This is a genomic window from Ensifer sp. ZNC0028, assembly GCF_000799055.1.
Taxonomy (GTDB): Bacteria; Pseudomonadota; Alphaproteobacteria; order Rhizobiales; family Rhizobiaceae; genus Ensifer.
Genome location: NZ_JTLA01000112.1, coordinates 1 through 24,002 on the forward strand (window position 1 = coordinate 1; position 24,002 = coordinate 24,002).

A 24,002-nucleotide genomic window follows, 5' to 3' on the forward strand; every position below is an offset into this window, starting at 1 on the left:
ATCGCTGCCACCTTCACCTACTGGTGCAATTGAGTCCGGACCCTAGTGTGGGGCGCCCGGCACGCGCGCGGGCCTACTCCGCCGCTTCCACGCCGAGCTTCTTCAGCATCTCGTCGGTCAAGGATTGCTTCGCCTTCGCGAAGTCCCGCCAGGGATCTGTGCCGCGTTCGATCCGTTCGAGACTGTCGGCCATGCGGAAGCTATTGGCGGCGTCAAGACCGGCAAGCTCCTCCCAACTGACGGGCGTGGCGACCGGGCAACCGGCCCGTGCGCGGGTCGAGTAGGGGGCGATCGCCGTCGAGCCGCGCTCGTTCCGCAGCCAGTCGATGAAGATCCGCCCTTTCCGTTTTTCCTTCGACATGGTGGCGATGAACTTGTCCGGTTCGCGATCGGCAAAGCCTTGCGCAAAGGTCTTGGCAAAGGCCTTGGCCTGCGCCCAGGTGGCGTGCTCTGCCAGGGGCACGATCACGTGCACGCCCTTGCCGCCGGTAACCATCGGCATTGATGCCAATCCGATGGCGGAGAGCGCATCGCGAAGCGCCGTCGCTGCGGTCTCGACCATGCCGAAATCAAGGCCCTCGTCCGGGTCGAGGTCGAAGACCAGCCGGTCCGGTGTTTCAAGCGCATCGACCCGCGAACCCCAGATGTGGAATTCGAGCGATCCCATCTGCACCGCGGCGACCAGGCCGGCGGCATCGTGCACGTACATGTAGTTTTCGGTTTCGCCGGAACTTTCGGTGATCGCCATTTCCTTGATCTCTTCGGGAAAACCATCCCCGGCATGCTTCTGGTAGAAGCGCGGTCCCTTCAGCCCCTGCGGCGCGCGCACGAGCGACAGCAGGTGTCTGGCGGCGTAGGGCAGCATGCGATCGGCGACCACTGCGTAATAGCGGGCAAGATCCAGTTTGCTGATGCCGCCGTCAAACAGCAGCCGTTCGGGATGCGTGATCGTTATGCCGGCAACCGTCTCTTCAGGGGTGGCCGGACGAGACTTCGCGGGTGTCGCTCCAGAACCCTCCGATGTCGCGTGGGCCGGCTTGCCCTTGTTCCGATTGGTGGCGGTGTCTTCCGTTTCGGTCATTCTCATCACCCGCAGCGCGATTGGATGGTCCACGGCCCCTGGCCTGTCTGGAGATCGACATACCCGATGTCTTCAAGGTCAGGATATCGCGAGAATGGCAACTTGTCGCAACGTCCGGTCGAGGATCGGGTCGTGGTCAAGAAACGTGGCGGTAGCGGGTAAGTTCCGCCCCGAAGGTGACGCTGTAAAGACACACAACGGTAACGGTCTCTTAACCATAATGGTGTCTTAATCATCGCATCAGGATTTGTGCAGTGCACGTCATCCTTTGACCAAAATTGACGGAGAGAAGGCAACCTAAAGCTAATTAAGGTCGCGATGGTGCGATCTGCGGCGGTGCCGGGCACTCTTGCAAACAGGACGTTTGGGCTACCCGGTCACGAGCATGAACCGCTCTTGCCGGGTGTTTGGATTCGGGGACTGAAGACGATGGAACAGGTTGGATTGGCCGCGGCAACACACGATGTGAGCCTTTGGTCGCTATTCATGCAAGCGGGCTTCGTCGTGAAGCTGGTCATGCTGGGGCTGGTCGCAGCCTCCGTCTGGACCTGGGCGATCGTCGTCGACAAGACGCTCAACTACGGGCGCGTCCGTCGCCAGCTCGACAGCTTCGAGCAGGTGTTCTGGTCCGGCCAGTCGCTGGAAGAACTCTACCGCACGCTCGCCGACCGCCAGACGGCCGGCATGGGCGCGATCTTCGTGTCCGCCATGCGCGAATGGAAGAAGAGCTTCGAGCGCGGCGCCCGCTCGCCGATCGGCCTGCAGATGCGTATCGACCGCGCCATGGACGTGACGCTCGCCCGGGAATCGGAATCGCTGGAGGCCCGCCTCGGCTCGCTCGCGACCATCGGTTCGGCAGCGCCGTTCATCGGTCTCTTCGGTACGGTCGTCGGTATCATGACCTCGTTCCAGGCGATCGCCGGTTCTAAGTCGACCAACCTTGCGGTCGTGGCGCCCGGTATTGCCGAAGCGCTGCTCGCCACCGCGATCGGCCTTCTCGCCGCTATCCCCGCGGTTATCGCCTACAACAAGTTCTCGGCCGACGCCGGCAAGCTGTCGGCACGCATGGAAGCTTTCGCCGACGAGTTCTCCGCCATCCTGTCGCGGCAGATCGACGAGAAGCTCCAGAACCCGCGCCAGGCCGCGCAGTAATCGCCAGAGAGTACGGAGACCACGCTGATGGGTATGTCGGTTGGCGGAGCCAAAGGTTCGGGTGGCGGACGTCGTCGCCGCGGCGGCAAGAAAGCCATGATGAGCGAGATCAACGTGACGCCGTTCGTCGACGTCATGCTCGTGCTCCTGATCATCTTCATGGTGGCCGCACCGATGATGACGGTCGGCGTGCCGATCGATCTGCCGGAAACGCAGGCAAAGGCGCTGAATTCCGATACGCAGCCGATCACCGTCTCGGTCAACCCGGCCGGCGAGATCTACCTGCAGGAAACCGCGATCGCCATCGATGAAGTCGTGCCGAAGCTCGAGGCGATTGCCACTACCGGCTACAACGAGCGCATCTATGTGCGCGGCGACACCAATGCCGACTACGGCACGGTCATGAAGGTCATGGCCCGCATCTCTGCCGCCGGGTTCAAGAACCTCGGCCTCGTCACGCTGCAAGAACAGGAAAAGTGATCGTCCACGATGAAGGGCAGTCTCGCTACATCTGCTGTCCTCCACGCCATGGTCTTGACCTGGGCGCTGGTGTCGCTTGGCAGCCCGGCTGACTTCCAGGTCGCCGACGTCGAGGCTTTGCCTGTCGACATCGTTCCCTATTCGGAGATGACGCAGGTTCAGCAGGGCGACAAGAAGGCACCGAAGAAGGAGCATTCGTCGCCGGTTCCGACCAAGCGTCCGGAGACGAACCAGCCGGCTGAAAATGTCGGCGACAACGATACCGACCTGAAGACCCCGCCAACGCCGAACGCCAAGCCGTCGAAGAGCGAAGCCACGGCCTCTCCGGAAAAGAACGAGAAGCCCGAGCCGACGCCCGATCCGGTCGAGCAGGAGATCAAGAAGGTCGAGGAATCCAAACCTGCTTCCGAGCCTGCGACCGAAGTTGCGGCCCTGCCGGAACCCAAGCAGGAAGTGAAGCCGGAGACGAAGCCCGATCCGGCCCCGGCTGAAGAAAAGCCGGCCGAAAACCCGGAAGCCGAAGCGTTGCCCGAGAAGGTGCCGACGCCGGCTGCGAAGCCGAAGGTCGAAAAGCCCGCCCAGAGCGCCAAGACGCCTGAGCGCAAGAACGAGGCAACGCCGAAGGAACAGAAGAAGGCCGCCTCCACCGAGGAAAGCAAGTTCAACGCCGACGAGATCGCCGCCCTGCTCAACCGGCAGGATCCGTCCGCCGGTGGCGCCAAGCGCTCGACGCAAGAGGCGGCCCTTGGCGGCAAGAAGACGATCGGCGTGGGCTTGAGCGCCAACGAAATCGACGGCGTGAAGGGGCAGATCCAGGGCAACTGGTCGCTGACCCCCGGCCTGACCGGCGTCGAGGAAGTCCGCGTCACGGTCCGCGTGCAGCTCGACCAGGCCGGCAATATCGTCGGCACGCCCGAGGTTACCGCAACCGGCGGTCCGGAAGGTACGCGCCGTGCCGTTGAAAGCAGCACCTTGCGCGCGATCCGCCGTTCGGCCCCGCTACAGAACCTGCCGCCTGAAAAATATGAGGGCGAAAAAGGATGGAATACCCTCGTGCTGAACTTCGACCCCTCGGAATTCGCACTCTAGAGCTGCCGGGATTGGAACCCATGCCGGATAGCAAACCACCCCTGCAAACCCTTCGTACGAAGCTGAAAGGCTTGTCTCTATGATCAAGGTCTCTCTTATCCGCGCCATGATGGTGGCCGCGGGCATGTTAGTCGCCGTCGTGGCGGCGGTGACGCCGGCGAACGCTGAAGTTGAAATCAACATCAACAAGGGCAACGTCGAACCGCTGCCGATTGCTGTTACCGACTTCCTCCAGGGCGAACTCGGCCAGAAGATCTCCGACGTGGTCGCAGCCGACCTGAAGCGTTCGGGTCTGTTCGCGCCGATCAACAAGGGCGCCTTCATCGAGAAGATCAGCAATCCGGATGCGACGCCGCGTTTCGAAGACTGGAAGGTCATCAACGCGCAAGCGCTCGTCACCGGTCGCGTGACGCAGGAAGGCGACGGCAGGCTGAAGGCCGAGTTCCGCCTGTGGGATACGTTCGGTAACAAGCAGATGACCGGCCAGCAGTTCTTCACCCAGCCGGAAAACTGGCGCCGCGTGGCCCACATCATCGCCGACGCGATCTACCAGAGCGTTACCGGTGAAAAGGGCTATTTCGATACCCGCATCGTCTATGTCGCCGAAAGCGGCCCGAAGACGGCACGCAAGCGTCAGCTCGCGATCATGGACCAGGACGGCTTCAACGCCCGTGCGCTCACCAATTCCAACGACATCGTTCTGACGCCGCGCTTCTCGCCGAACCGCCAGGAAGTCACCTACATGTCGTTCGAAAACCAGCAGCCGCGCGTCTACCTGCTGCAGCTGGAGACCGGACAGCGCGAGGTGGTCGGCAACTTCCCCGGCATGACCTTCTCGCCGCGCTTCTCGCCGGATGGCCAGCGGGTCATCATGAGCCTGCAGCAGGACGGCAACGCCAACATCTACACCATGGACCTGCGCTCGCGCACCACGACGCGCCTCACCAACACCGCGGCGATCGACACCGCGCCGTCCTATTCGCCGGATGGCAGCCAGATCGCCTTTGAAAGCGACCGCGGCGGCCGCCAGCAAATCTACGTCATGGGTGCCGACGGCTCCGGCCAGCGCCGCATCTCCTTCGGCGACGGCTCCTATTCAACGCCGGTCTGGTCTCCGCGCGGCGACCTCATCGCCTTCACCAAGCAGTCGGGCGGCAAGTTCTCGATCGGCGTGATGAAGACCGACGGTTCGGGTGAACGTATCCTGACCACCGGCTTCCACAACGAAGGCCCGACCTGGGCGCCGAACGGCCGCGTCCTGATGTTCTTCCGTCAGGGTGCCGGTTCGGGCGGACCGCAGCTCTACTCGATCGATCTGTCGGGTTACAACGAGCAACTGATCCAGACGCAGGGCTTCGCATCCGACCCGGCCTGGTCGCCGCTGCTCGAGTAGTTCACGATGGCTTTGGGTCTCGCGATCCAAAGCCATAACCGTGATCGCCTCTCGTCCACTCGAGGGCGGGAGGCCCGCGGAAAGCCGCGTCCTTATTTCCTGATCCCGCTGCAGGCTGATCCGATTTGCGGCGGGAAAATGTGGCAATGATGCCGCTTTCTCGCCGCAAAGTGCTGGTCTAGCAGGGCCCGAGCCGAAATTATCGATTTGTTAACCATAACTGTTGAATAGCGATTAACCGCTTCCGGTTACAGTCTGGCAACCGTGAATTCAGACACTTCTCAAGGAGACCGGCGTATGAGCCGAATTGACACCCCGGCCGCAGGCCGCATGCAGACCATCGCTCGCAACCCGGTCATGATCGCCCTGGTCATGACGCTTGCCCTGGCTGGCTGTGCATCGAAGAAGAACCTGCCGGGCAGTGCTGGCGAACTCGGTCTCGGTGGCGCTGGTTCGGCAACGCCGGGCTCGCAGCAGGACTTCACCGTCAATGTCGGCGACCGCATCTTCTTTGACACCGACTCCACCTCGATCCGCGCCGACGCGCAGCAGACGCTCGCTCGTCAGGCCCAGTGGCTCGCCAAGTACCCGAACTACGCGATCACCATCGAAGGCCATGCCGACGAACGCGGCACGCGCGAATACAACCTGGCGCTCGGCGCCCGCCGTGCGGCTTCCACCCGCGACTACCTGATCAGCCAGGGCGTTCCGTCGAACCGCATGAAGACGATCTCCTACGGCAAGGAAAAGCCGGTCGCCGTTTGCGACGACATTTCCTGCTGGTCGCAGAACCGCCGCGCCGTTACCGTTCTCGGTGGCGCTGGCATGTAATGATGCCGCGGCCGCGCGCATCGCGTGGCCCGGAATCACGACGTGATCCGAGGAGGCGCTGCGTGTTCCGGAGATCACAGATCGCTAAATTAAAAGGGCGGCCCTCGGCCGCCCTTTGCTTTTTTACCACACTTTGGCCGAACTCCGTTGCTTTTTCAGGGCAATTGGAAAACTGTGCGGCAATCACCCAGATGACTCGGCGAGATGTATTGCGGGCCCCTGGTCAAGGGTGGGACAACCGGTATTCGAACAGGACAAATGAAATGAAGAAATTTGTCGTGGCGGGCCTGATCGGTCTTGCGACCCTTGCGGGTCTCGGCCAGACGGCGAACGCCATGCCTCTTTCAGGGCTGCTGGCCCGAACGGCTGAGACCAACAGCGGCGTGCAGAACCTGCCCGTCGTGAAGGTGCAGTCGGCCGAAACCGCACGGATTGGCCAGCTCGAAGAACAGATCCGCTCGCTCAACGGGCGTATCGAGGAAATGAGCTTCCAGCTCTTGCAGATGCAGGAGCAGATCCGGAAGTTCCAGGAGGACAACGAGTTCCGCTTCCAGGATCTGGAAAGCGGCAAGGCCTCCCCCAAGAAGAGCGGCGCTCTGCAGACGCCGAAAACCAGCGATCAGGCGTCCGTCACCCCGGGGGTGACGGATAGCCAGACCATGGCGCCGGGCGCCGGCGGCAACGACATGGCGTCTTCCGGCGTTTCGCCCGGAGCAGGCCAGGGCGGCAATGGTGCGGCTCCGCCGTCGACACTCGGGCAGATCGTCTTCGACGAGAACGGCAATCCGGTCGCAGCGACGACCGATGGGCGGCCTGGCGCAAACGCCACGCTTCCCGGCGTTGATTCCGGCGCACCCGCCGATGGCGGCCTGAACAGCAATCCCGGTAGCCAGCAGACCGCGTCTCTCGACAATCCAGGCGACCTCTACCAGTCGGCCTACGGTCATGTGCTTTCGGGCGACTACAGCACCGCCGAACAGGAATTCGGCGATTACCTGGCCGCCTTTCCGAAGGGCGACAAGGCAGCCGATGCCAGCTTCTGGCTGGGCGAAGCCCAATATTCGCAAGGCAAATACAGCGACGCCGCAAAGACTTTCCTGAACGCGCATCAGGCCCACGGCAAATCGCCGAAGGCGCCCGAAATGCTTCTGAAGCTCGGCATGTCGCTCGGCGCGCTCGACAACAAGGAAACCGCCTGCGCGACGCTGGGCGAGGTCAACAAGCGCTATCCCAAGGCCTCGCCTGCGGTGAAGGCGAAGGTGACGAGCGAGCAGAGCCGCTTTGGCTGCTGAGGCTCCCGCGCCGACAGCCGTTGTCGAAACGGCAAAACGATTTCTTGCCTCCTTTCTTCGCCCAACGCGCATCCTCGTCGCCGTGTCCGGTGGGAGCGATTCCAAGGGCTTGCTTCTCGCCCTGAACGAGGCGATCGAGGCAGCCGAACCCAAGAGATTTTCCCTGGCCGCATGTACGGTCGACCACGCGCTGCGGCCGGAATCGGCCGAGGAAGCGCGCGGTGTTGCTGCGTTCTGCGCAAGCATCGGCGTTCCGCACCTCATCAAGCGTTGGGATGGCGCGAAGCCGCCGACCGGCATTCAGGCGGCAGCGCGCGAGGCGCGCTACCGGTTGCTGGCGGATGCTGCCGAGCGGTTTGAGGCCGGCTGCATCGTCACCGGCCACACCAGCGACGACCAGTGCGAAACGATCCTGATGCGGACGGAAAGGGCGCAAGGGCCGGGTGCTTCCGGCATGGCGAGCGCCACCCTTTACGACCGCCGGGTCTGGGTGCTGCGGCCGTTCCTTAGTCTTGATCGGGCGTCGATCCGCGCCTTTCTTGCGACGCGCGGCGTGACTTGGTTCGATGACCCGAGCAACGCCAATCCGACTTTCGAGCGGGTCCGCGTCCGGACCGAACTGGCGCAATCGCCGCGGGCGGAGGAGGGGGCATGGGATGCTGGAGCCAGGGCCCGGTCGTCGGCAAGGGCTGCCGGCTTCCTCACCCGCCAGGTGCGCGTGCATGCGGGCCTGGTGGTGGAGATCCCGCTTGCTCTCGCCAACCATCGCGATGACGTCGATTGGCAGCGGGCGCTGCTCGCGCTGGTGGCCGTCGTCGGCGGCCGCGCGCATATCCCCGCAGCCGACACGGTGAAGCGGGTAGCGGTGTTTCTGCAGGAGGCAACGCCCGGCAGGATGACGGCCGGACGATGCGTGTTCGACCTGCGCGCAAGCGGACTCTACCTCTATCGCGAGGCGCGGGGCCTGGCGACCTTGACGCTTGCGGGCGGTAAGGCGGCAACATGGGACGGCCGCTTCCATGTGTACAACGGCACAAGCACGCCCATCTCCGTCGCCGCAGAAGGCAGGGGCGGGCCACAACAGCAGAGACTTATTGCCGCAGGCCTGCCACCGGGCGTTGCTGGCCGTGCATCGCTTGCGGCGCCGAAGGTCCTGTCTGGGAACGGCGAAAGTGTCGCATCCGTCACAATCGAGCCGCGGATCGGGCTCTACGACACCTTTTTGCCGGGTTTCGACCGGATCATGGCCGATCGGATCGCCGGATTGTTCGGGCGAGGGCCTTATCCTCCGCCGCCGGTTCACGATCTGTTGACAGAAATGGAACGGTAGCCGGCGGTTTGCCTTGGCAATGCGTCACCAGAACCCTATGTTAGGGAGCAAGACAGCGGCTCGCGAAATGCGCGGGTCGTGACAGGTTCCGGGGAGTTCGATGAACCCTAATTTTCGTAATCTTGCCCTTTGGGCAATCATAGCGCTTCTGCTGATCGCACTGTTCAGCATGTTCCAACAGCCGACGGAGCGCACCGGCTCGCGCGAGATTCCGTTCTCGCAGTTCCTGAAAGACGTGGATGCGAGCCGCGTCAAGGAAGTCGTGATCACCGGCTCGAAAGTGATCGGCAGCTATTCCGAAAGCGGCGCAACCTTCCAGACCTACGCGCCTTCAGTCGATACGGCGCTCACCGAGCGCCTTGAAGCCAAGGACGTGACGGTCACGGTTCGCCCGGAAACCGACGGTTCGTCCGGGTTCCTCAGCTATATCGGTACCCTGCTTCCGATGCTTCTGATCCTTGGCGTCTGGCTGTTCTTCATGCGCCAGATGCAGGGCGGTTCGCGTGGCGCCATGGGCTTTGGCAAGTCCAAGGCGAAGCTGCTGACCGAAGCGCACGGACGCGTCACCTTTGACGACGTCGCCGGCGTCGACGAAGCCAAGCAGGACCTGGAAGAAATCGTCGAATTCCTGCGCGACCCGCAGAAGTTCCAGCGGCTCGGCGGTCGCATTCCGCGCGGCGTGCTGCTCGTCGGTCCTCCCGGTACCGGTAAGACGCTGCTGGCCCGCTCGGTTGCCGGCGAAGCCAACGTGCCGTTCTTCACGATCTCCGGTTCGGACTTCGTCGAAATGTTCGTCGGCGTTGGCGCCAGCCGTGTGCGCGACATGTTCGAGCAGGCCAAGAAGAATGCACCCTGCATCATCTTCATCGACGAAATCGACGCCGTCGGTCGCCATCGTGGCGCCGGCCTCGGCGGTGGCAACGACGAGCGTGAACAGACGCTCAACCAGCTGCTAGTCGAGATGGACGGCTTCGAAGCCAATGAAGGCATCATCCTGATCGCTGCGACCAACCGTCCTGACGTTCTCGACCCGGCGCTGCTGCGTCCGGGCCGCTTCGACCGCCAGGTCGTCGTGCCGAACCCGGATATCAACGGCCGCGAACGCATCCTCAAGGTGCATGTACGCAACGTGCCGCTGGCGCCGAATGTCGACCTCAAGGTGCTCGCACGTGGTACGCCCGGCTTCTCCGGTGCCGACCTCATGAACCTCGTCAACGAGGCTGCCTTGATGGCCGCCCGTCGCAACAAGCGTCTTGTCACCATGCTCGAGTTCGAGGATGCCAAGGACAAGATCATGATGGGCGCGGAGCGTCGTTCGTCGGCGATGACCGAGGCCGAGAAGAAGCTGACCGCCTATCACGAAGCCGGTCACGCGATCCTCGCGCTCAACGTTCCCTCGGCCGATCCGCTGCACAAGGCGACGATCATCCCGCGCGGTCGCGCACTCGGCATGGTCATGCAGCTGCCGGAAGGCGACCGCTACTCGATGAGCTACAAGTGGATGGTCTCGCGTCTTGCCATCATGATGGGTGGACGCGTCGCCGAAGAACTGACCTTCGGCAAGGAGAACATCACCTCTGGCGCATCGTCGGATATCGAGCAGGCCACCAAGCTTGCCCGTGCGATGGTGACGCAATGGGGCTTCTCCGACCAGCTCGGCCAGGTTTCCTATGGCGAGAACCAGCAGGAAGTCTTCCTCGGTCACTCCGTTGCCCAGCAGAAGAACGTGTCGGAAGCGACCGCCCAGAAGATCGACAACGAAATCCGTCGTCTGATCGATGAGGCCTACGAGACCGCCCGCAAGATCCTGACGGAAAAGAACCACGAGTTCGTGGCGCTTGCCGAAGGCCTGCTCGAATACGAAACGCTGACCGGCGAAGAAATCAAGGCGCTGATCCGTGGCGAAAAGCCGGCACGCGACCTTGGTGACGACACGCCGCCGCATCGTGGCTCGGCCGTTCCCTCGGCCGGTGCCAAGAAGGAAGGTTCGACGGGCAACAAGGGCGAAGAGTCCGAAGGCGGGTTTGAGCCGCAGCCGCAATAACCGACACCTGTCGCCATGTATTGAAGCCGCCGTTCCTTGAGTGGAGCGGCGGTTTTTCGTTGGCGATTTTGTACCTGGCATTTGGTAACGGGATGTAATGATTTCTGATGCTAGGCTCGCTGCCGTTTGCTGCGCTTTTGTGTCAAAGAAGACTCATGTGTTGCGATCGCATGTCCATGAGTGGGCATGACGATCCGAGGCGTACGGCAACCGCCGATATGAAATGAGGTCCGGTCAATGAAACCCAGTCGCGCACCCCGCAGACAGGCGAAGCTGGCAAAGCCAGCGCTGACCCGGCAGAACGATGGAGCTCTTATGAAGCGCAAGTATTTCGGCACCGACGGTATTCGCGGCCAGTCCAACATGTTTCCGATGACGCCGGATCTGGCGATGCGGGTCGGCATCGCCGTCGGTACGATCTTTCGCAATGGCGCCCATCGCCACCGGGTGGTGATCGGCAAGGACACGCGTCTTTCCGGCTACATGCTCGAAAACGCGATGGTGGCGGGCTTCACCGCCGCCGGTCTCGACGTCTTCCTGCTCGGGCCGATCCCGACGCCGGGCGTGGCCATGCTCACCCGGTCGCTTCGCGCCGATATCGGCGTGATGATCTCGGCGTCCCACAATCCCTTCCAGGACAACGGCATCAAGCTTTTCGGCCCTGATGGCTACAAACTCTCCGACGATATCGAACAGAAGATCGAAGCGTTGCTCGATCAGGACCTCTCTGGACAGCTGGCAAAGTCCGAAGACATAGGCCGGGCGAAGCGCGTCGATGGTGACATCTATCGCTACCTGGAACACGCAAAGCGCACGCTGCCGCGCGACGTCACGCTTCAGGGTCTGAGGATCGCCATCGATTGCGCCAATGGCGCGGCCTACAAGGTGGCTCCGACCGCTCTTTGGGAACTGGGCGCCGAGGTCGTCAGCATCGGCACCGAGCCGAACGGTCTCAACATCAACCTCGACTGCGGCTCGACGCATCCGGCTGCTCTTTCCAAGAAGGTCCATGAAGTGCGCGCCGATATCGGCATTGCGCTCGACGGCGACGCCGACCGCGTGCTGATCGTCGACGAGAACGGCACCGTCATTGATGGCGACCAGCTGATGGCCGTCATTGCCGACAGCTGGGCCGAGGACGGCATGCTGCGCGGTGGCGCTGTTGCTGCCACCGTGATGTCGAACCTCGGTCTTGAACGTTACCTCAAGGGGCGCGGCATCGACCTGCGCCGCACCAAGGTCGGCGACCGCTATGTGGTCGAACAGATGCGCCAGGACGGACTGAATGTCGGCGGCGAACAGTCGGGCCACATCGTGCTTTCGGATTTCGGCACGACGGGCGATGGCCTTGTTGCGGCCTTGCAGATCCTTGCGGTGATCAAGCGCCAGGGCAAGACCGTGAGCGAGGTCTGCCACCGCTTCGAGCCGGTGCCGCAGGTGCTGAAGAACGTGCGTGTTTCCGCCGGTAAGCCGCTCGAAGACGCGACCGTGCGCCAGGCGATTGCGGACGCTGAGGCGGAGCTTGCGAAATCCGGTCGTCTGCTGATCCGCCCGTCCGGCACCGAGCCGCTGATCCGCGTGATGGCGGAAGGCGACGATCGCGGCCAGGTCGAGCGCATCGTCGACGAACTGGTCAACGTCATCGGCAGCGTGCGCAACGCGGCTTAAACGTCAGACCTTTGGTTTCCCTCCAGGGCCGGTGCGTTGCACCGGCCTCTTTTTTGTGCGGATGGTGAGTCAGCCATGCGCCGCGTCGGAGACTTTTTCCCGCGCGGGCGCGTCGCTTGCCGAGCATGTGCTTCCAACCATGCGCACCCTTAGCGCTTTGTCCTGCCAAATTATTTAGGTGTGCCTTACGGAAGCTCGGTTGCCGACAGTAACGTCGCATGACAACTACAAGAATAGATCCGATGTTTAACAAACTCGGTAAACGATTGTAGTTAATCGGAACTTAACCTTTGCTCCTCATTATCCATAACCAACAACGGGATTTGGGCACCGGTTTCATGGTGAGCCAAGCAACGAAATGTATTGGAGTGGGCCATGAAGAGAATTTTGAGTGGCGTTGTTGCTATATTGCTCAGCGGCACGGCAGCTTACGCTGCAGATGTCTATCAACCGCCAATGGAGCCGGTGCCGGAACAGCCGGTCGAGGTCATCCAGACCAGCGGTTGGTACCTGCGCGGTGACGTCGGTTACGCCTGGAACGATCTGCGCGGCGCGAACTACTACCAGGGAGGCCCCGGCGGCTCCATCACCAATTTCGAAACGGCCGATATCGATGATTCCTGGGTCGCCGGCGTCGGCGTCGGTTACCAGTTCAACAACTACCTGCGTGCCGACGTTACCGCCGATTACTGGGGCAGCGCCGACTTCGCCGGCTCGACACTCGGCAACTGCGGCAGCGTAGTCGGTCCGTGCCGGTCGCGCGACGTCACCTCGGTTTCTGCCTGGAGCCTGATGGCCAACGCCTATGTCGACATCGGCACCTACGGCGCCTTCACGCCTTATGTCGGTGCCGGTATCGGTGCCACCCACGTCAAGTGGGACAAACTGCGCAATACCAGCTGCAGCATCGCCGATCCCAGCCGATGCGACCCGACGACAGGTCATGACGGCGAGAGCAAGTGGCGCTTCACCTATGCGCTGATGGCCGGTACGGCCATCGACCTCACCTGCAACCTCAAGGCCGACGTTGGCTACCGCTTCCGCCAGGTCGACGATGGCGACATGTTCGGCTACGCCAATGGTGGCGGCCCGGGCTTCGACAAGGGCTTCTACATCCATGAGGCACGCGCCGGTCTGCGCTACTCGTTCGGCAGTGTCTGCGAAGTGCCCTACGAGCCGGAGCCGATCGTCTACAAGTGATCGACCAGACCAGATGATACAAAAGGCCACCTTCGGGTGGCCTTTTTCGTTGCCGCCAATCTTTGCTGGTTTGCTAACGGGCATGGTTAACCGGGGGTTAACCAGTCGCTGCCAATAGTTAACGCTGAACGAAGCGGTGACGGCAGTGCGCCATCCCGCACCGATAGCAGTGGTGAAAGGGCATGGGCATGGATTGGCGAAACGGGTTCTGCGGGGCCGCTTTTGGTGCCGGCCTGCTCCTTTCCGGCGCGGCATTCGCCGCCGATGAGGAGCTCCTGAATGCGCCGGAGATCACCATCGAAAAAGAAGCGGCTGGCGCCAGCGCGATCTATCTGCGCGGCGATATCGGTTATGCGCCCTGGCGTAGCGAGGGCGATCCCTATTACCGAACCTTCGATGCAGGCACGTCGACATACGACAGCACCACTTTCGACAACGCCCGTTTCGACAAGCCGTTCTCCGGGTCGCTTGGCGTCGGCTACCAGTTTACCGACACGTTCCGTGCCGACCTGACGGCGGAGTATTTCGAGGGCCGGTTCAACGGTTCGTCATCGTCGACCGCCCCTTGCGCGGGGCAGGGGGCGGGAACGTCCTGCGCATTTTCAACCGGGGCTGACTATTCCGCTCTTGGCCTGATGGCGAACGCCTATGTCGATTTCGGCACGCTCGCGGGCTTCACCCCCTATGTTGGCGCCGGCCTCGGCGCAACGCGTCTCAATTGGGATACGGCAGTCGAGCGGGGGACCTGCGTTGCCGGTGGCGGCGCCTGCGCTGGTGCCGCCGGCTCCACCTCCTACGAGGGGCGCGATAGCTGGCGGTTTACTTATGCCCTGATGGCCGGCGTTTCCTACGATCTCAGTGATCAGCTGAAGCTCGATGTCGGCTACCGCTACTCCCATATCGCCGATGGCGAGATGTTCGGCTTTGGCACTGAGGCGCTTGCCGGCGCGCGGGGCGACAAGGGCTTTGACGATGGTCTTTCGCGTCACGAAATCCGGGCGGGCCTGCGCTTCTCGTTCTAACGCCATCGGCCTCGGAAAGATCGGGCAGGTTTGCCGCGTTCTTGACCTCAGGTCTTTCAGCCTGTTGCCCACATGAAGGCAGCCTCCGGCAACAATCGATCTGCGGTGGCGGCCTGCCTTTTCATATGTTGCCCGCGACGCCATAAATTTTGTCGATTGCGACAAAGCGCTTGACTTCCGGTCCCGCCCTCAATATCGACGACGGCGGGACACCCTTCCCCAACGAAGGGCTATCTATCTGGAAGGATAGCACATGGCAAAGCCTGCACAGCCGGACCTCCGTCCGAACAATACCCATTTCTCTTCTGGCCCTTGCTCGAAGCGCCCCGGTTGGACGCTCGACGCTCTCTCCGATGCTCCGCTCGGTCGTTCGCACCGCGCCAAGATCGGCAAGACGAAGCTGAAGCAGGCCATCGATCTTACCCGTGACATTCTTGAAGTGCCGGCCGATTACCGCATCGGTATCGTGCCCGCTTCCGATACCGGCGCCGTCGAAATGGCGCTCTGGTCGCTGCTCGGTCCGCGCGGCGTCGACATGGTCGCTTGGGAAAGCTTTGGCGCCGGCTGGGTGACCGACGTGGTCAAGCAGCTGAAGCTCGCCGACGTTCGCAAGTTCGAAGCCGCCTACGGCGAACTTCCCGATCTTTCCAAGGTCGATTTCGACCGCGACGTGGTCTTCACCTGGAACGGTACGACCTCGGGTGTGCGCGTGCCTAACGGCGACTTCATCCCGGCAGACCGCAAGGGCCTGACGATCTGCGACGCGACCTCGGCCGCCTTCGCGCAGAACCTCGATTTCGCCAAGCTCGACGTCGTCACCTTCTCCTGGCAGAAGGTTCTGGGCGGCGAGGGCGCCCATGGCGTCATCATCCTGTCGCCGCGCGCCGTCGAACGCCTGCTGACATACGTTCCGGCCTGGCCACTGCCGAAGATCTTCCGCATGACCTCCGGCGGCAAGCTGATCGAAGGCATCTTCACCGGTGAAACCATCAATACTCCGTCGATGCTCTGCGTCGAAGATTACATCGATGCGCTCGTCTGGGCGCAGCAGGTCGGCGGGCTCAAGGGCCTGATGGCGCGTGCCGATGCCAATGCGCAGGCGATTTTCGACTTTGTTGCCGCCAATGACTGGATCGCCAACCTGGCGGTCAAGGACGAGACCCGCTCCAACACCTCGGTCTGCCTGAAGATCGTCGACAAGGACGTGCTCGCGCTCGACGCCGACGGACAGGCAGCCTTTGCCAAGGGCGTGGTTGCGCTTCTCGAAAAGGAAGGCGTTGCCTTCGACATCGGGCACTACCGCGATGCGCCGTCAGGTCTTCGCATCTGGGCCGGCGCCACGATCGAGACCGCCGACATGAAGGCGCTGATGCCGTGGCTGACCTGGGCTTTCGAGACCCAGAAGGCAACGCTGGCGCAGGCCGCGGCCTGATCAGACAAGGGTGAGGACAATGAACTTCGCCCGCATCTCACACTGATTTGAGTGATCCGCTTCGCTCCCGATGGGGGCGAGGCCTGGCTAACCGCATTCCCATTCAGACCCGATCTTTAAGGAGGCCTCTCATGGCACCTCGCGTTCTCGTATCCGACGAACTGTCGGAAACCGCCGTCCAGATTTTTCGCGATCGCGGCGTCGAAGTCGATTTCCAGCCGAAGCTCGGCAAGGATAAGGACAAGCTTGCCGAAATCATCGGTAACTACGACGGCCTCGCCATCCGCTCGGCCACCAAGGCGACCGAAAAGCTGATCGCAGCTGCGACCAACCTCAAGGTCATCGGCCGCGCCGGCATCGGCGTCGACAATGTCGACATCCCGGCCGCCTCGCGCCGCGGTATCATCGTGATGAACACGCCCTTCGGCAACTCGATCACGACCGCCGAACATGCGATTGCGCTGCTCTTTGCCGTTGCCCGCCAGCTTCCGGCCGCCGATACCTCGACGCAGGCCGGCAAGTGGGAAAAGTCCCGCTTCATGGGTGTCGAAATCACCGGCAAGACGCTCGGCGTCATCGGCGCCGGCAACATCGGCTCCATCGTCTGCTCGCGCGCCATCGGCCTCAAGATGCACGTTCTCGCCTACGACCCGTTCCTCTCCAAGGAGCGCGCCGAGGAAATGGGCGTTACCAAGGTCGAGCTCGACGAACTGCTCGCCCAGGCCGACTTCATCACCCTGCACGTGCCGCTGACCGACAAGACCCGCAATATCCTGAGCGCCGAAGCGCTTGCCAAGGCCAAGCCGGGTGTGCGCATCGTCAACTGCGCTCGCGGCGGTCTCGTCGACGAGAAGGCGCTTGCCGAAGCCATCAAGTCGGGCCATGTCGCCGGTGCCGGCTTCGACGTCTTCGAGGTCGAGCCCGCGACCGAAAGCCCGCTCTTCGGCCTGCCGAACGTCGTCTGCACGCCGCATCTCGGCGCTTCGACCACGGAAGCCCAGGAGAACGTCGCGCTGCAGGTGGCTGAGCAGATGTCGGACTACCTGGTCAAGGGTGCCGTTTCCAACGCCATCAACATGCCGTCGATCACCGCTGAGGAAGCGCCGATCCTGAAGCCGTTCATCCGGCTTGCCGACGTTCTCGGCGCCTTCGTCGGCCAGGTGACCGAAAGCGCGATCAAGGAAATCGAGATCCTTTATGACGGCTCGACCGCCGGTATGAACACCAAGGCGCTGACGAGTGCCGTGCTTGCCGGTCTGATCCGGCCGCAGGTCGCCGACGTCAACATGGTTTCGGCGCCGGTCATGATCAAGGAGAAGGGTATCATCCTGTCCGAGGTCAAGCGCGACAAGACCGGTGTCTTCGACGGCTACATCAAGCTGACGGTGAAGACGGAAAACCAGACGCGTTCGGTTGCCGGCACGGTGTTCTCGGACGGCAAGCCGCGCTTCATCCAGATCAAGGGCATCAACCTCGATGCGGATGTCGGCAGCCACATGGTCTACATCACCAACACCGACGTTCCCGGCATGATCGGTTTCATTGGCATGACGCTCGGTGATGCCGGCGTCAACATCGCCAACTTCCAGCTCGGCCGCGAGAAGGAAGCCGGTGACGCGATCGCGCTGCTCTACGTCGATGGCGCGGTTTCCGAGGTTGTGCTTGACAAGCTGCGTGCCAATCCGGCAATTCGCCAGGCAAAGCCGCTGGTCTTCAACATCGACTGACGCCAGCCCGCAAGTGGCAGCACCGTCTGCCACTTTGCCGACCCACTCACGGGACATATCGAGGACGCACCGGCCGACCGCCGGTGCGTTTTCCTGTTTCGAACACATGTGACGAGAAATGACCGAAATGACATTCCGCTGGCGCGAGGCAAGCCTGCCCGACCTCGCCTCCGTATCGGAGATCCAGCTCGTGGTTCACCAGGCCTTTCCCGAGGATGACGCCGTTCTCGCCGACCGCATCGCGCTCAGCCCTGCCGGTTGTTTCATGCTGGATGCGAAAGGTCTGTCGCGCGGTTATGTGCTGAGCCACCCATGGCTTCGCGGTGCGCCGCCGTCGCTGAACAGCATGCTTGGCGAAATCCCTGAGACCGCCGATACCTGGTACATCCATGACCTCGCGCTCCTGCCGGAAATGCGGGGCTCCGGGGCAGGGGGCGGCGTGTTGCCGATGCTGGCGGATGTCGCTCGCACGGAAGGGTTCCGGTCGATGTCGCTCGTATCCGTCAACGGATCCCGCGGCTTCTGGGAAAGACAGGGCTTCGAGGTCCGCATGGACGAACGGCTGGCACAGAAGCTTTCAAGTTATGGTGACGACGCGCTCTACATGGAGCGGCACCTTGTCTAAAATGAAAATGGCGCCGATCGGCGCCATTTTCGTTTTGTGCTGGATTAGGCCGCCCGCTGCGCCGCGGGCCGCCATACCTTTTCCTCGACTGTGAACTGGGCAAGCCGGCCGGAAAGTACGTTGCTTTCGCCGGCGAGCGTCTGGCTTGCGGCCGAGGTCTGCTCGACCATGGCGGCATTCTGCTGGGTCATCTGGTCCATCTGGTTGACGGCGGTGTTGATCTCCCGCAGCCCGACCGACTGTTCGCGCGCTGCCGTCGCAATCGCGACGATGCGGTCGTTGATCTCGTTCACCCGCCGCTCGATGTCACCGAGCGCCGAGCCGGTCGCTTCGACCAGGCGCACGCCGGCCGAAACCTCGACGCCCGACGCGGTGATCAGGCCCTTGATCTCCTTGGCGGCCGTTGCCGAGCGCTGCGCCAATTCCCGCACTTCCTGCGCGACGACGGCAAAGCCCTTGCCGGCATCCCCCGCGCGCGCCGCTTCGACGCCGGCGTTCAGCGCCAGAAGGTTTGTCTGGAAGGCGATGTCGTCGATCACGCCGATGATTTCGCCGATCTTCGAAGACGAGTTCTCGATACGGCCCATGGCAGTGATGGCGTCGCGAACGACCTCGCTCGAGGTGGCCGCACCCTTGCGAGCCTCGGCGACCATGCGGGTCGCCTCCTCGGCACGGTTGGTGGAGTTCTGCACCGCCGAGGTGATTTCGTCGAGCGCGGCTGCGGTTTCTTCGAGCGACGCTGCCTGCTGCTCGGTACGCTGCGACAGGTCGTTGGCTGCACGGCTGATCTCATTTGCATTGCCGGTGACAACAGAGGTGGAATCGGCGATTGCGCTGACCGTCGAGCGAAGTGCGGCGACGGCGGTGTTGAAGTCCTGGCGCAGCTTTTCGTAATCGGCGCCAAGATCCGGCACGTGGGTGGTGAGGTCGCCGCTCGCCAGCCGCTCGAGCGCACCGCCGATGGTGCTGACGACATGGGCCTGCGCGCGGGCGGTCGCCTGCTGCATTTCCTCGTTGGCGCTGCGCTCACCGTCGAGCGCCACCTGCTGTTCGCGTTGGCGAACCTCGAGAGCATTGCGTTCGATCACCGAGGCGCGCAGCACGACAAGCGCGTCGGCCATGTGGCCGATCTCGTCGCGGCGGTCGGTATCGGGGACTTCCGAACGGGTGTCATTGTTCGACACTTCGAGCATCACGTCCTTCAGCCGGTTGATCGGCCGGCTGATCGAGCGGCCGATCGCCATGGCGGCGGCAAGCGTCGCGATCGCGGCGATCGCCGTGGTGATGATCGTCATCAGCAGCGACGCATTGTATTTGGCGGCGAGATCGTCGGCGTAGACGCCGGTGCCGACACCCCAGCCCCAGGGCTTGAAGCCCTGGATATAGGAGTACTTCTCGACCGGCTCCTCGTGGCCGGGCTTGTCCCAGTAGTAGTTGACGATGCCGTTGCCCGGGTTCTGTGCCAACGCGATGAGTTCGACGTTGAAGGCCTTGCCGTTGGTATCCTTGAGGCCGCGCACGTCGGTGCCGACGAGCTTCTTGGCGAGCGGATGAGCGATCATCATGCCGTCGAAGCCGTTGATGAAGAAGTAGCCGTCCTGGCCGAAGCGCATGGCCATGACCGCGGAAATGGCGCGGCTCTGGGCCTCCTCACGCGAGAGCGTGCCACTGCGCTCCTGTTCCTCGAAGCTTGCGATCGTCGAGATCGCCGCTTCGGTGACGTTGCGCAGCATCTGCCGGCGTTCGTCGCTGACTTCCGCGTTGGCAACTTGAGTCTTATAGGCCATGGCGGCCGCCATGAAGACCAGCGCCATCGCCGTCAATAAGTAGATACGTGTCGAAATTCTAATGTTTTTCACTGCCTTAGCCCCAAGGAAAATCCTGGGGGCGACAGAAACACCCATCTGCTAATCAAGCCTTAAGTCACCTCCCGAGTTCTAGCGATTGCATCGCCAGAAACTTACCCGGCAGGCGCGAGGCTCCGGCTAGCGCGGGCGACCCTTTTCGGCGATCGCGATCCCTCCGAGCACCAGGAGTAGCGCGACAAGGTGGAAGAGGTGAAAGGTCTCGCCGATCAGCATCACCGACAGCAGCGTGCCGAAAACGGGAATGGCGTTGATGAACAGGCCGGCGCGGTTGGCGCCGATCATCTCGACACCGCGGACATAAAGCACCTGCGACATCAGCGATGGGAAGATCGCGGCATAGAGCACGATGATCCAGCCGGTGGTATCGGGCGCGATCGCGGTGCCCGTGCCGATCTCCCAGAACAACAGCGGGATGGCGCTCAAGAGCGCGCCGAAGGCGGGGGCTGCAATGAAGCTCTGCCAGTGCATCGTCGGCTTGTAGCGCAGCGCCACTGTGTAACCGGCATAGACGACGCAGGCCGCGATCATCAGCGCATCGCCGAAGTTGAATTCGAGCGACAGCAGGCTGGTGACGTCGCCATGGGCCGCCGTCACCAGAACGCCGACGAGGGTGACGGTAAAGCCGATCACCTGGGCGATCGACGCCTTCGTTCGAAACAGCACGAAGTTGAAGAGGAAGATCAGCATCGGGATGCCGGCCTGGAGAATGACGGCATTGATGGCGCTCGTATATTTAAGCGCCGAGTAGAGCAGGGCATTGAAGGTCGTGAAGCCGACCACGCCGTAGGCGAGAAGCTGCAGCCAGTGCTTGCGGATCTTGTCCCAGTCGCGCCGGATCTGCGGCGTCATCAGCACCAGGATGACGATGAGTGCAAAGACCCAGCGCAGGGTCGTCAGCATCATCGGGCTCACATGGCCAACGGCCATCTTGCCGGCGACGGAGTTGCCGCCCCAGAAGAGCGCGGTGATGCAGAGATAGAAGTAGGCCCTGGAATTCACGATGCTCAGACCTGCATGGGGATGGCGACCGGTTGTCGCGATGGCGGGAGAGCGGAAGATATAGGCTCTAAATCCCGGCCTTGTCATGCAAAAAGGGCGGAACGCCCGACATAACGGGGTCGCTTTCCAGATGACAACACAGTATAGATGCGCGGGTTTGAGAACAGCGCAGCCTCGGTTGCGCGCCTGAACAGGAAGAGAATTATGACGAATGTCGTAGTGGTCGGCTCCCAATGGGGTGACGAAGGCAAAGGCAAGATTGTGGATTGGCTCTCCGAGCGCGCGGATATCGTCGTGCGCTTTCAGGGCGGTCACAATGCCGGCCATACCCTGGTGATCGACGGCGTCAGCTACAAGCTGTCGCTCCTGCCCTCCGGCGTCGTGCGTCCCGGCAAGCTTGCCGTCATCGGCAACGGCGTCGTCATCGATCCGCACGCGCTGATCGCCGAAATCGACAAGCTCGGCAAGCAGGGCATTGCGATCACGCCGGACAACCTGCGTATCGCCGACAATGCCACGCTGATCCTGTCGCTGCACCGCGAGCTTGACGGCATCCGCGAAGACGCCGCCTCCAACAGCGGCACCAAGATCGGCACGACGCGCCGCGGCATCGGCCCGGCCTATGAAGACAAGGTCGGCCGTCGTGCCATCCGCGTCATGGACCTTGCCGACCTCGACACGCTGCCGGCCAAGGTAGACCGCCTGCTGACGCACCACAACGCGCTGCGCCGCGGCCTCGGTGAAGCCGAGATCAGCCATGACGCGATCATGCAGGAACTTTCGTCGGTCGCCGACAAGGTGCTGCCGTTCATGGACACCGTATGGGTGCTGCTCGACAAGGCCCGCCGCAAGGGCGCGCGCATCCTGTTCGAAGGCGCTCAGGGCACGCTGCTCGACATCGACCACGGCACCTATCCGTTCGTCACCTCGTCGAACACGGTCGCCGGCCAGGCTGCCGCCGGTTCGGGCATGGGCCCGGGCTCGCTCGGCTACATCCTCGGCATCACCAAGGCCTATACGACACGCGTCGGCGAAGGTCCGTTCCCGACCGAACTTACCGACGAAATCGGCCAGTTCCTCGGCGAAAAGGGCCATGAGTTCGGCACGGTGACGGGCCGCAAGCGCCGCTGCGGCTGGTTCGATGCAGCCCTGGTACGCCAGTCGGTTGCCGCCAACGGCATCACCGGCATCGCGCTCACCAAGCTTGACGTTCTCGATGGCCTCGACGAACTGAAGATCTGCATCGGCTATACTCTGGACGGGCAGCAGATCGACCATCTGCCTGCAAGCCAGGCGCAGCAAGCTTCGGCAAAGCCAGTGTATGTTACGCTTGAAGGATGGAAAGAATCGACGGTTGGCGCACGCAGCTGGGCAGATCTTCCGGCGCAAGCGATCAAGTATGTCCGCCAGGTGGAAGAACTGATCGGTGCACCGGTTGCTCTTCTTTCGACCAGCCCGGAGCGGGACGACACAATACTTGTGACGGACCCCTTTGAGGACTAGTGTCGGCGAACTGACATTGCGTCGTGATCGCAAAGACATACCTGGGCGTATGAGAAAGTACTAATGGCGGATTTTGTTGCAGTTATTCGCAGGACCGTTGACGGCCTGTCGGAAAACACACCTGAAATGCGGGACAGGGTATACGAGAAGGCGCGCGCGGCCGTGCGCCGCCAACTCGAAAACATGAACCCGCGTCCGTCGGACGACATGATCAATCGCCAGCTGGCGAAACTCGAAAATGCGATTGCCGAGGTCGACAGCGAACACGCCGAGGCCTTGCCGGCGCTCGACGAGCCCGAGGTTGCCGAGGCGGAGACCGTCGAACCGGTTGCCTCGGAGCCAGCAGTAGAGCACGTTCCGGAACCGGAACCGGAACCGGAACCGGAACCGGAAGCTCAGCCTGTACAGGTTGTCGAAAGCGAGCCGTTGGCCGTTGCCGATGATGCGGTCGAGCAGCCCGCAGCGGAACCGGAAATCGCCGCCGAGCCCTACCATCCTGTCGAGGCCTATGAGGCGCCGACGCATGTGGTCGAGCCGGAGGCCGAGCCGGTCGAGGAAACTCCGGTCGAGCCGGTAGAATACGAACCGGTCGTTGAGCCTGCCGAAGCGGTTGCGCCGCCGGTGGACGAAACTCCCGTCGTCGTTCAGCCGCACGAAGACGTGCAGGCCTATGAAGCGCCCGAATATTCGGAGCCGGTGACAGAAGCGCAGGAAACACCGGTGCCTCCCCCGGAGGTCGAGACGCAGCACCATGCCGCGCACGAGCCGACCTGGGACGAAGCGCCGGCTGCAAGTCCTGAGCAGAAGCCGGCCCTCTCCGAGTGGGACCTGCCCGAATGGGAGACTGTTGGTCCGACCTCGACCGTCGCGCCGGTCACCGAACACATCGGCGAAGAGCGCGCCACCGAGACCCACGACCCGGACACCGCGCCCGAGCTTTTGGGGATGCATCCGGTCGCTGAGCCGGAGCAGCAGGCCCCTGAGGTGACGCCCAAGGCGGACCCCGTGCGCGGCTGGTCGTTCGACGACAATGACCCCTTTGCGCCGATCGAAGAGCGGCGGGCCGAGAAGACTTCCGAACCGGAGATCAGCGACTGGTCGTGGCCGGTCGAAAAGCCTGTTCAGGCGGCTGCCGCACCGGCGGCGCAGAACCAGCAGGAACGCGCCGGTACCGCTTGGGATCACATTGACGATCTGCTCGGCTTCGAGGACGCGGCCAACGCTGCTGCGGCGGGAGCCGGAGCCACGGCGGCAGCGCGCGAGCCG

17 protein-coding genes and 2 pseudogenes are annotated in these 24,002 nt (G+C 62.7%); 16 read left to right on the plus strand and 3 right to left on the minus strand.

The annotated features are described in order from the left end of the window. Positions 1–73 precede the first annotated feature (73 nt). Positions 74–964: pseudogene (gene ligD, locus L981_RS25970) on the minus strand (non-homologous end-joining DNA ligase); the annotation flags it as partial. Between the two features lie 546 nt (positions 965–1,510). On the opposite strand from ligD, the gene tolQ reads away from it, so the two are divergent. From tolQ to L981_RS26040, 14 genes are all read left to right on the plus strand, one after another. Then, positions 1,511–2,233 carry a protein TolQ gene (tolQ, locus tag L981_RS25975; protein ID WP_034806243.1) on the plus strand — a complete coding sequence of 241 codons (723 nt, stop codon included), beginning with the start codon at positions 1,511–1,513 and terminating at the stop codon, positions 2,231–2,233. A gap of 27 nt (positions 2,234–2,260) precedes the next feature. Beyond that, positions 2,261–2,713: a protein TolR gene (gene tolR, locus L981_RS25980; RefSeq protein ID WP_034806246.1), complete on the plus strand. Its 453-nt coding sequence runs from the start codon at positions 2,261–2,263 to the stop codon at positions 2,711–2,713. A 9-nt stretch (positions 2,714–2,722) separates the two neighbouring features. Then, positions 2,723–3,802, plus strand: a complete 1,080-nt coding sequence (locus L981_RS25985; RefSeq protein WP_043623199.1) for a hypothetical protein — start codon at positions 2,723–2,725, stop codon at positions 3,800–3,802. Between the two features lie 106 nt (positions 3,803–3,908). After that, positions 3,909–5,195: a Tol-Pal system beta propeller repeat protein TolB gene (tolB, locus tag L981_RS25990; RefSeq protein ID WP_245281720.1), complete on the plus strand. Its 1,287-nt coding sequence runs from the start codon at positions 3,909–3,911 to the stop codon at positions 5,193–5,195. Between the two features lie 297 nt (positions 5,196–5,492). Then, positions 5,493–6,026 carry a peptidoglycan-associated lipoprotein Pal gene (pal, locus tag L981_RS25995; RefSeq protein WP_034806256.1) on the plus strand — a complete coding sequence of 178 codons (534 nt, stop codon included), beginning with the start codon at positions 5,493–5,495 and terminating at the stop codon, positions 6,024–6,026. Positions 6,027–6,289: 263 nt separating this feature from the next. Continuing rightward, a complete protein-coding gene (gene ybgF / locus L981_RS26000; protein ID WP_043623205.1) occupies positions 6,290–7,318 on the plus strand; it encodes a tol-pal system protein YbgF in 1,029 nt (342 codons plus the stop codon). Next, entirely contained in the window at positions 7,308–8,648 is a 1,341-nt protein-coding gene (gene tilS, locus L981_RS26005; RefSeq protein WP_043623208.1) for a tRNA lysidine(34) synthetase TilS, read from the plus strand. Before ybgF ends, tilS begins: the two co-directional genes overlap by 11 nt. Positions 8,649–8,748: 100 nt before the next feature. Beyond that, positions 8,749–10,692: an ATP-dependent zinc metalloprotease FtsH gene (gene ftsH, locus L981_RS26010; protein ID WP_043623211.1), complete on the plus strand. Its 1,944-nt coding sequence runs from the start codon at positions 8,749–8,751 to the stop codon at positions 10,690–10,692. A 315-nt stretch (positions 10,693–11,007) separates the two neighbouring features. Continuing rightward, on the plus strand, positions 11,008–12,360 hold the full coding sequence (gene glmM, locus L981_RS26015) for a phosphoglucosamine mutase (RefSeq protein WP_043623214.1): 1,353 nt from the start codon (positions 11,008–11,010) through the stop codon (positions 12,358–12,360). A 375-nt stretch (positions 12,361–12,735) separates the two neighbouring features. Continuing rightward, entirely contained in the window at positions 12,736–13,560 is an 825-nt protein-coding gene (locus L981_RS26020; protein WP_043623217.1) for an outer membrane protein, read from the plus strand. Between the two features lie 188 nt (positions 13,561–13,748). Then, positions 13,749–14,582, plus strand: coding sequence for an outer membrane protein (locus tag L981_RS26025; protein ID WP_043623240.1), 834 nt, complete (start codon positions 13,749–13,751; stop codon positions 14,580–14,582). Positions 14,583–14,835: 253 nt separating this feature from the next. Then, positions 14,836–16,014: a phosphoserine transaminase gene (locus L981_RS26030; RefSeq protein ID WP_043623220.1), complete on the plus strand. Its 1,179-nt coding sequence runs from the start codon at positions 14,836–14,838 to the stop codon at positions 16,012–16,014. A gap of 131 nt (positions 16,015–16,145) precedes the next feature. Then, on the plus strand, positions 16,146–17,741 hold the full coding sequence (serA, locus tag L981_RS26035; protein WP_043623223.1) for a phosphoglycerate dehydrogenase: 1,596 nt from the start codon (positions 16,146–16,148) through the stop codon (positions 17,739–17,741). 118 nt (positions 17,742–17,859) lie between these two features. Then, the gene (locus tag L981_RS26040) at positions 17,860–18,366 is read left to right on the plus strand and encodes an N-acetyltransferase (protein WP_043623225.1); all 507 of its coding nucleotides are present in this window, start codon (positions 17,860–17,862) and stop codon (positions 18,364–18,366) included. Between the two features lie 44 nt (positions 18,367–18,410). Here the strand turns inward: L981_RS26040 and L981_RS26045 are convergent, their stop codons facing one another. Beyond that, entirely contained in the window at positions 18,411–20,225 is a 1,815-nt protein-coding gene (locus L981_RS26045) for a methyl-accepting chemotaxis protein (RefSeq protein WP_043623228.1), read from the minus strand. 126 nt (positions 20,226–20,351) lie between these two features. Continuing rightward, positions 20,352–21,233, minus strand: a complete 882-nt coding sequence (locus tag L981_RS26050; protein WP_043623231.1) for a DMT family transporter — start codon at positions 21,231–21,233, stop codon at positions 20,352–20,354. Positions 21,234–21,437: 204 nt separating this feature from the next. Between L981_RS26050 and L981_RS26055 the strand changes: the two genes are divergently transcribed. Continuing rightward, positions 21,438–22,736: an adenylosuccinate synthase gene (locus L981_RS26055; RefSeq protein WP_043623234.1), complete on the plus strand. Its 1,299-nt coding sequence runs from the start codon at positions 21,438–21,440 to the stop codon at positions 22,734–22,736. A gap of 126 nt (positions 22,737–22,862) precedes the next feature. After that, positions 22,863–24,002, plus strand: a pseudogene (locus L981_RS26060) (hypothetical protein); the annotation flags it as partial.

Excerpts from the sequence above, each read along its gene's own strand:
- L981_RS26030 (WP_043623220.1), top strand. The coding sequence starts at position 14,836 with ATGGCAAAGCCTGCACAGCCGGACCTCCGTCCGAACAATACCCATTTC.
- glmM (WP_043623214.1), top strand. The coding sequence starts at position 11,008 with ATGAAGCGCAAGTATTTCGGCACCGACGGTATTCGCGGCCAGTCCAAC.
- L981_RS26025 (WP_043623240.1), top strand. The coding sequence starts at position 13,749 with ATGGATTGGCGAAACGGGTTCTGCGGGGCCGCTTTTGGTGCCGGCCTG.
- tolR (WP_034806246.1), top strand. The coding sequence starts at position 2,261 with ATGGGTATGTCGGTTGGCGGAGCCAAAGGTTCGGGTGGCGGACGTCGT.
- tolQ (WP_034806243.1), top strand. The coding sequence starts at position 1,511 with ATGGAACAGGTTGGATTGGCCGCGGCAACACACGATGTGAGCCTTTGG.
- L981_RS26055 (WP_043623234.1), top strand. The coding sequence starts at position 21,438 with ATGACGAATGTCGTAGTGGTCGGCTCCCAATGGGGTGACGAAGGCAAA.
- L981_RS26020 (WP_043623217.1), top strand. The coding sequence starts at position 12,736 with ATGAAGAGAATTTTGAGTGGCGTTGTTGCTATATTGCTCAGCGGCACG.
- L981_RS25985 (WP_043623199.1), top strand. The coding sequence starts at position 2,723 with ATGAAGGGCAGTCTCGCTACATCTGCTGTCCTCCACGCCATGGTCTTG.
- ybgF (WP_043623205.1), top strand. The coding sequence starts at position 6,290 with ATGAAGAAATTTGTCGTGGCGGGCCTGATCGGTCTTGCGACCCTTGCG.
- pal (WP_034806256.1), top strand. The coding sequence starts at position 5,493 with ATGAGCCGAATTGACACCCCGGCCGCAGGCCGCATGCAGACCATCGCT.
- serA (WP_043623223.1), top strand. The coding sequence starts at position 16,146 with ATGGCACCTCGCGTTCTCGTATCCGACGAACTGTCGGAAACCGCCGTC.
- L981_RS26040 (WP_043623225.1), top strand. The coding sequence starts at position 17,860 with ATGACCGAAATGACATTCCGCTGGCGCGAGGCAAGCCTGCCCGACCTC.
- ftsH (WP_043623211.1), top strand. The coding sequence starts at position 8,749 with ATGAACCCTAATTTTCGTAATCTTGCCCTTTGGGCAATCATAGCGCTT.
- tolB (WP_245281720.1), top strand. The coding sequence starts at position 3,909 with ATGATGGTGGCCGCGGGCATGTTAGTCGCCGTCGTGGCGGCGGTGACG.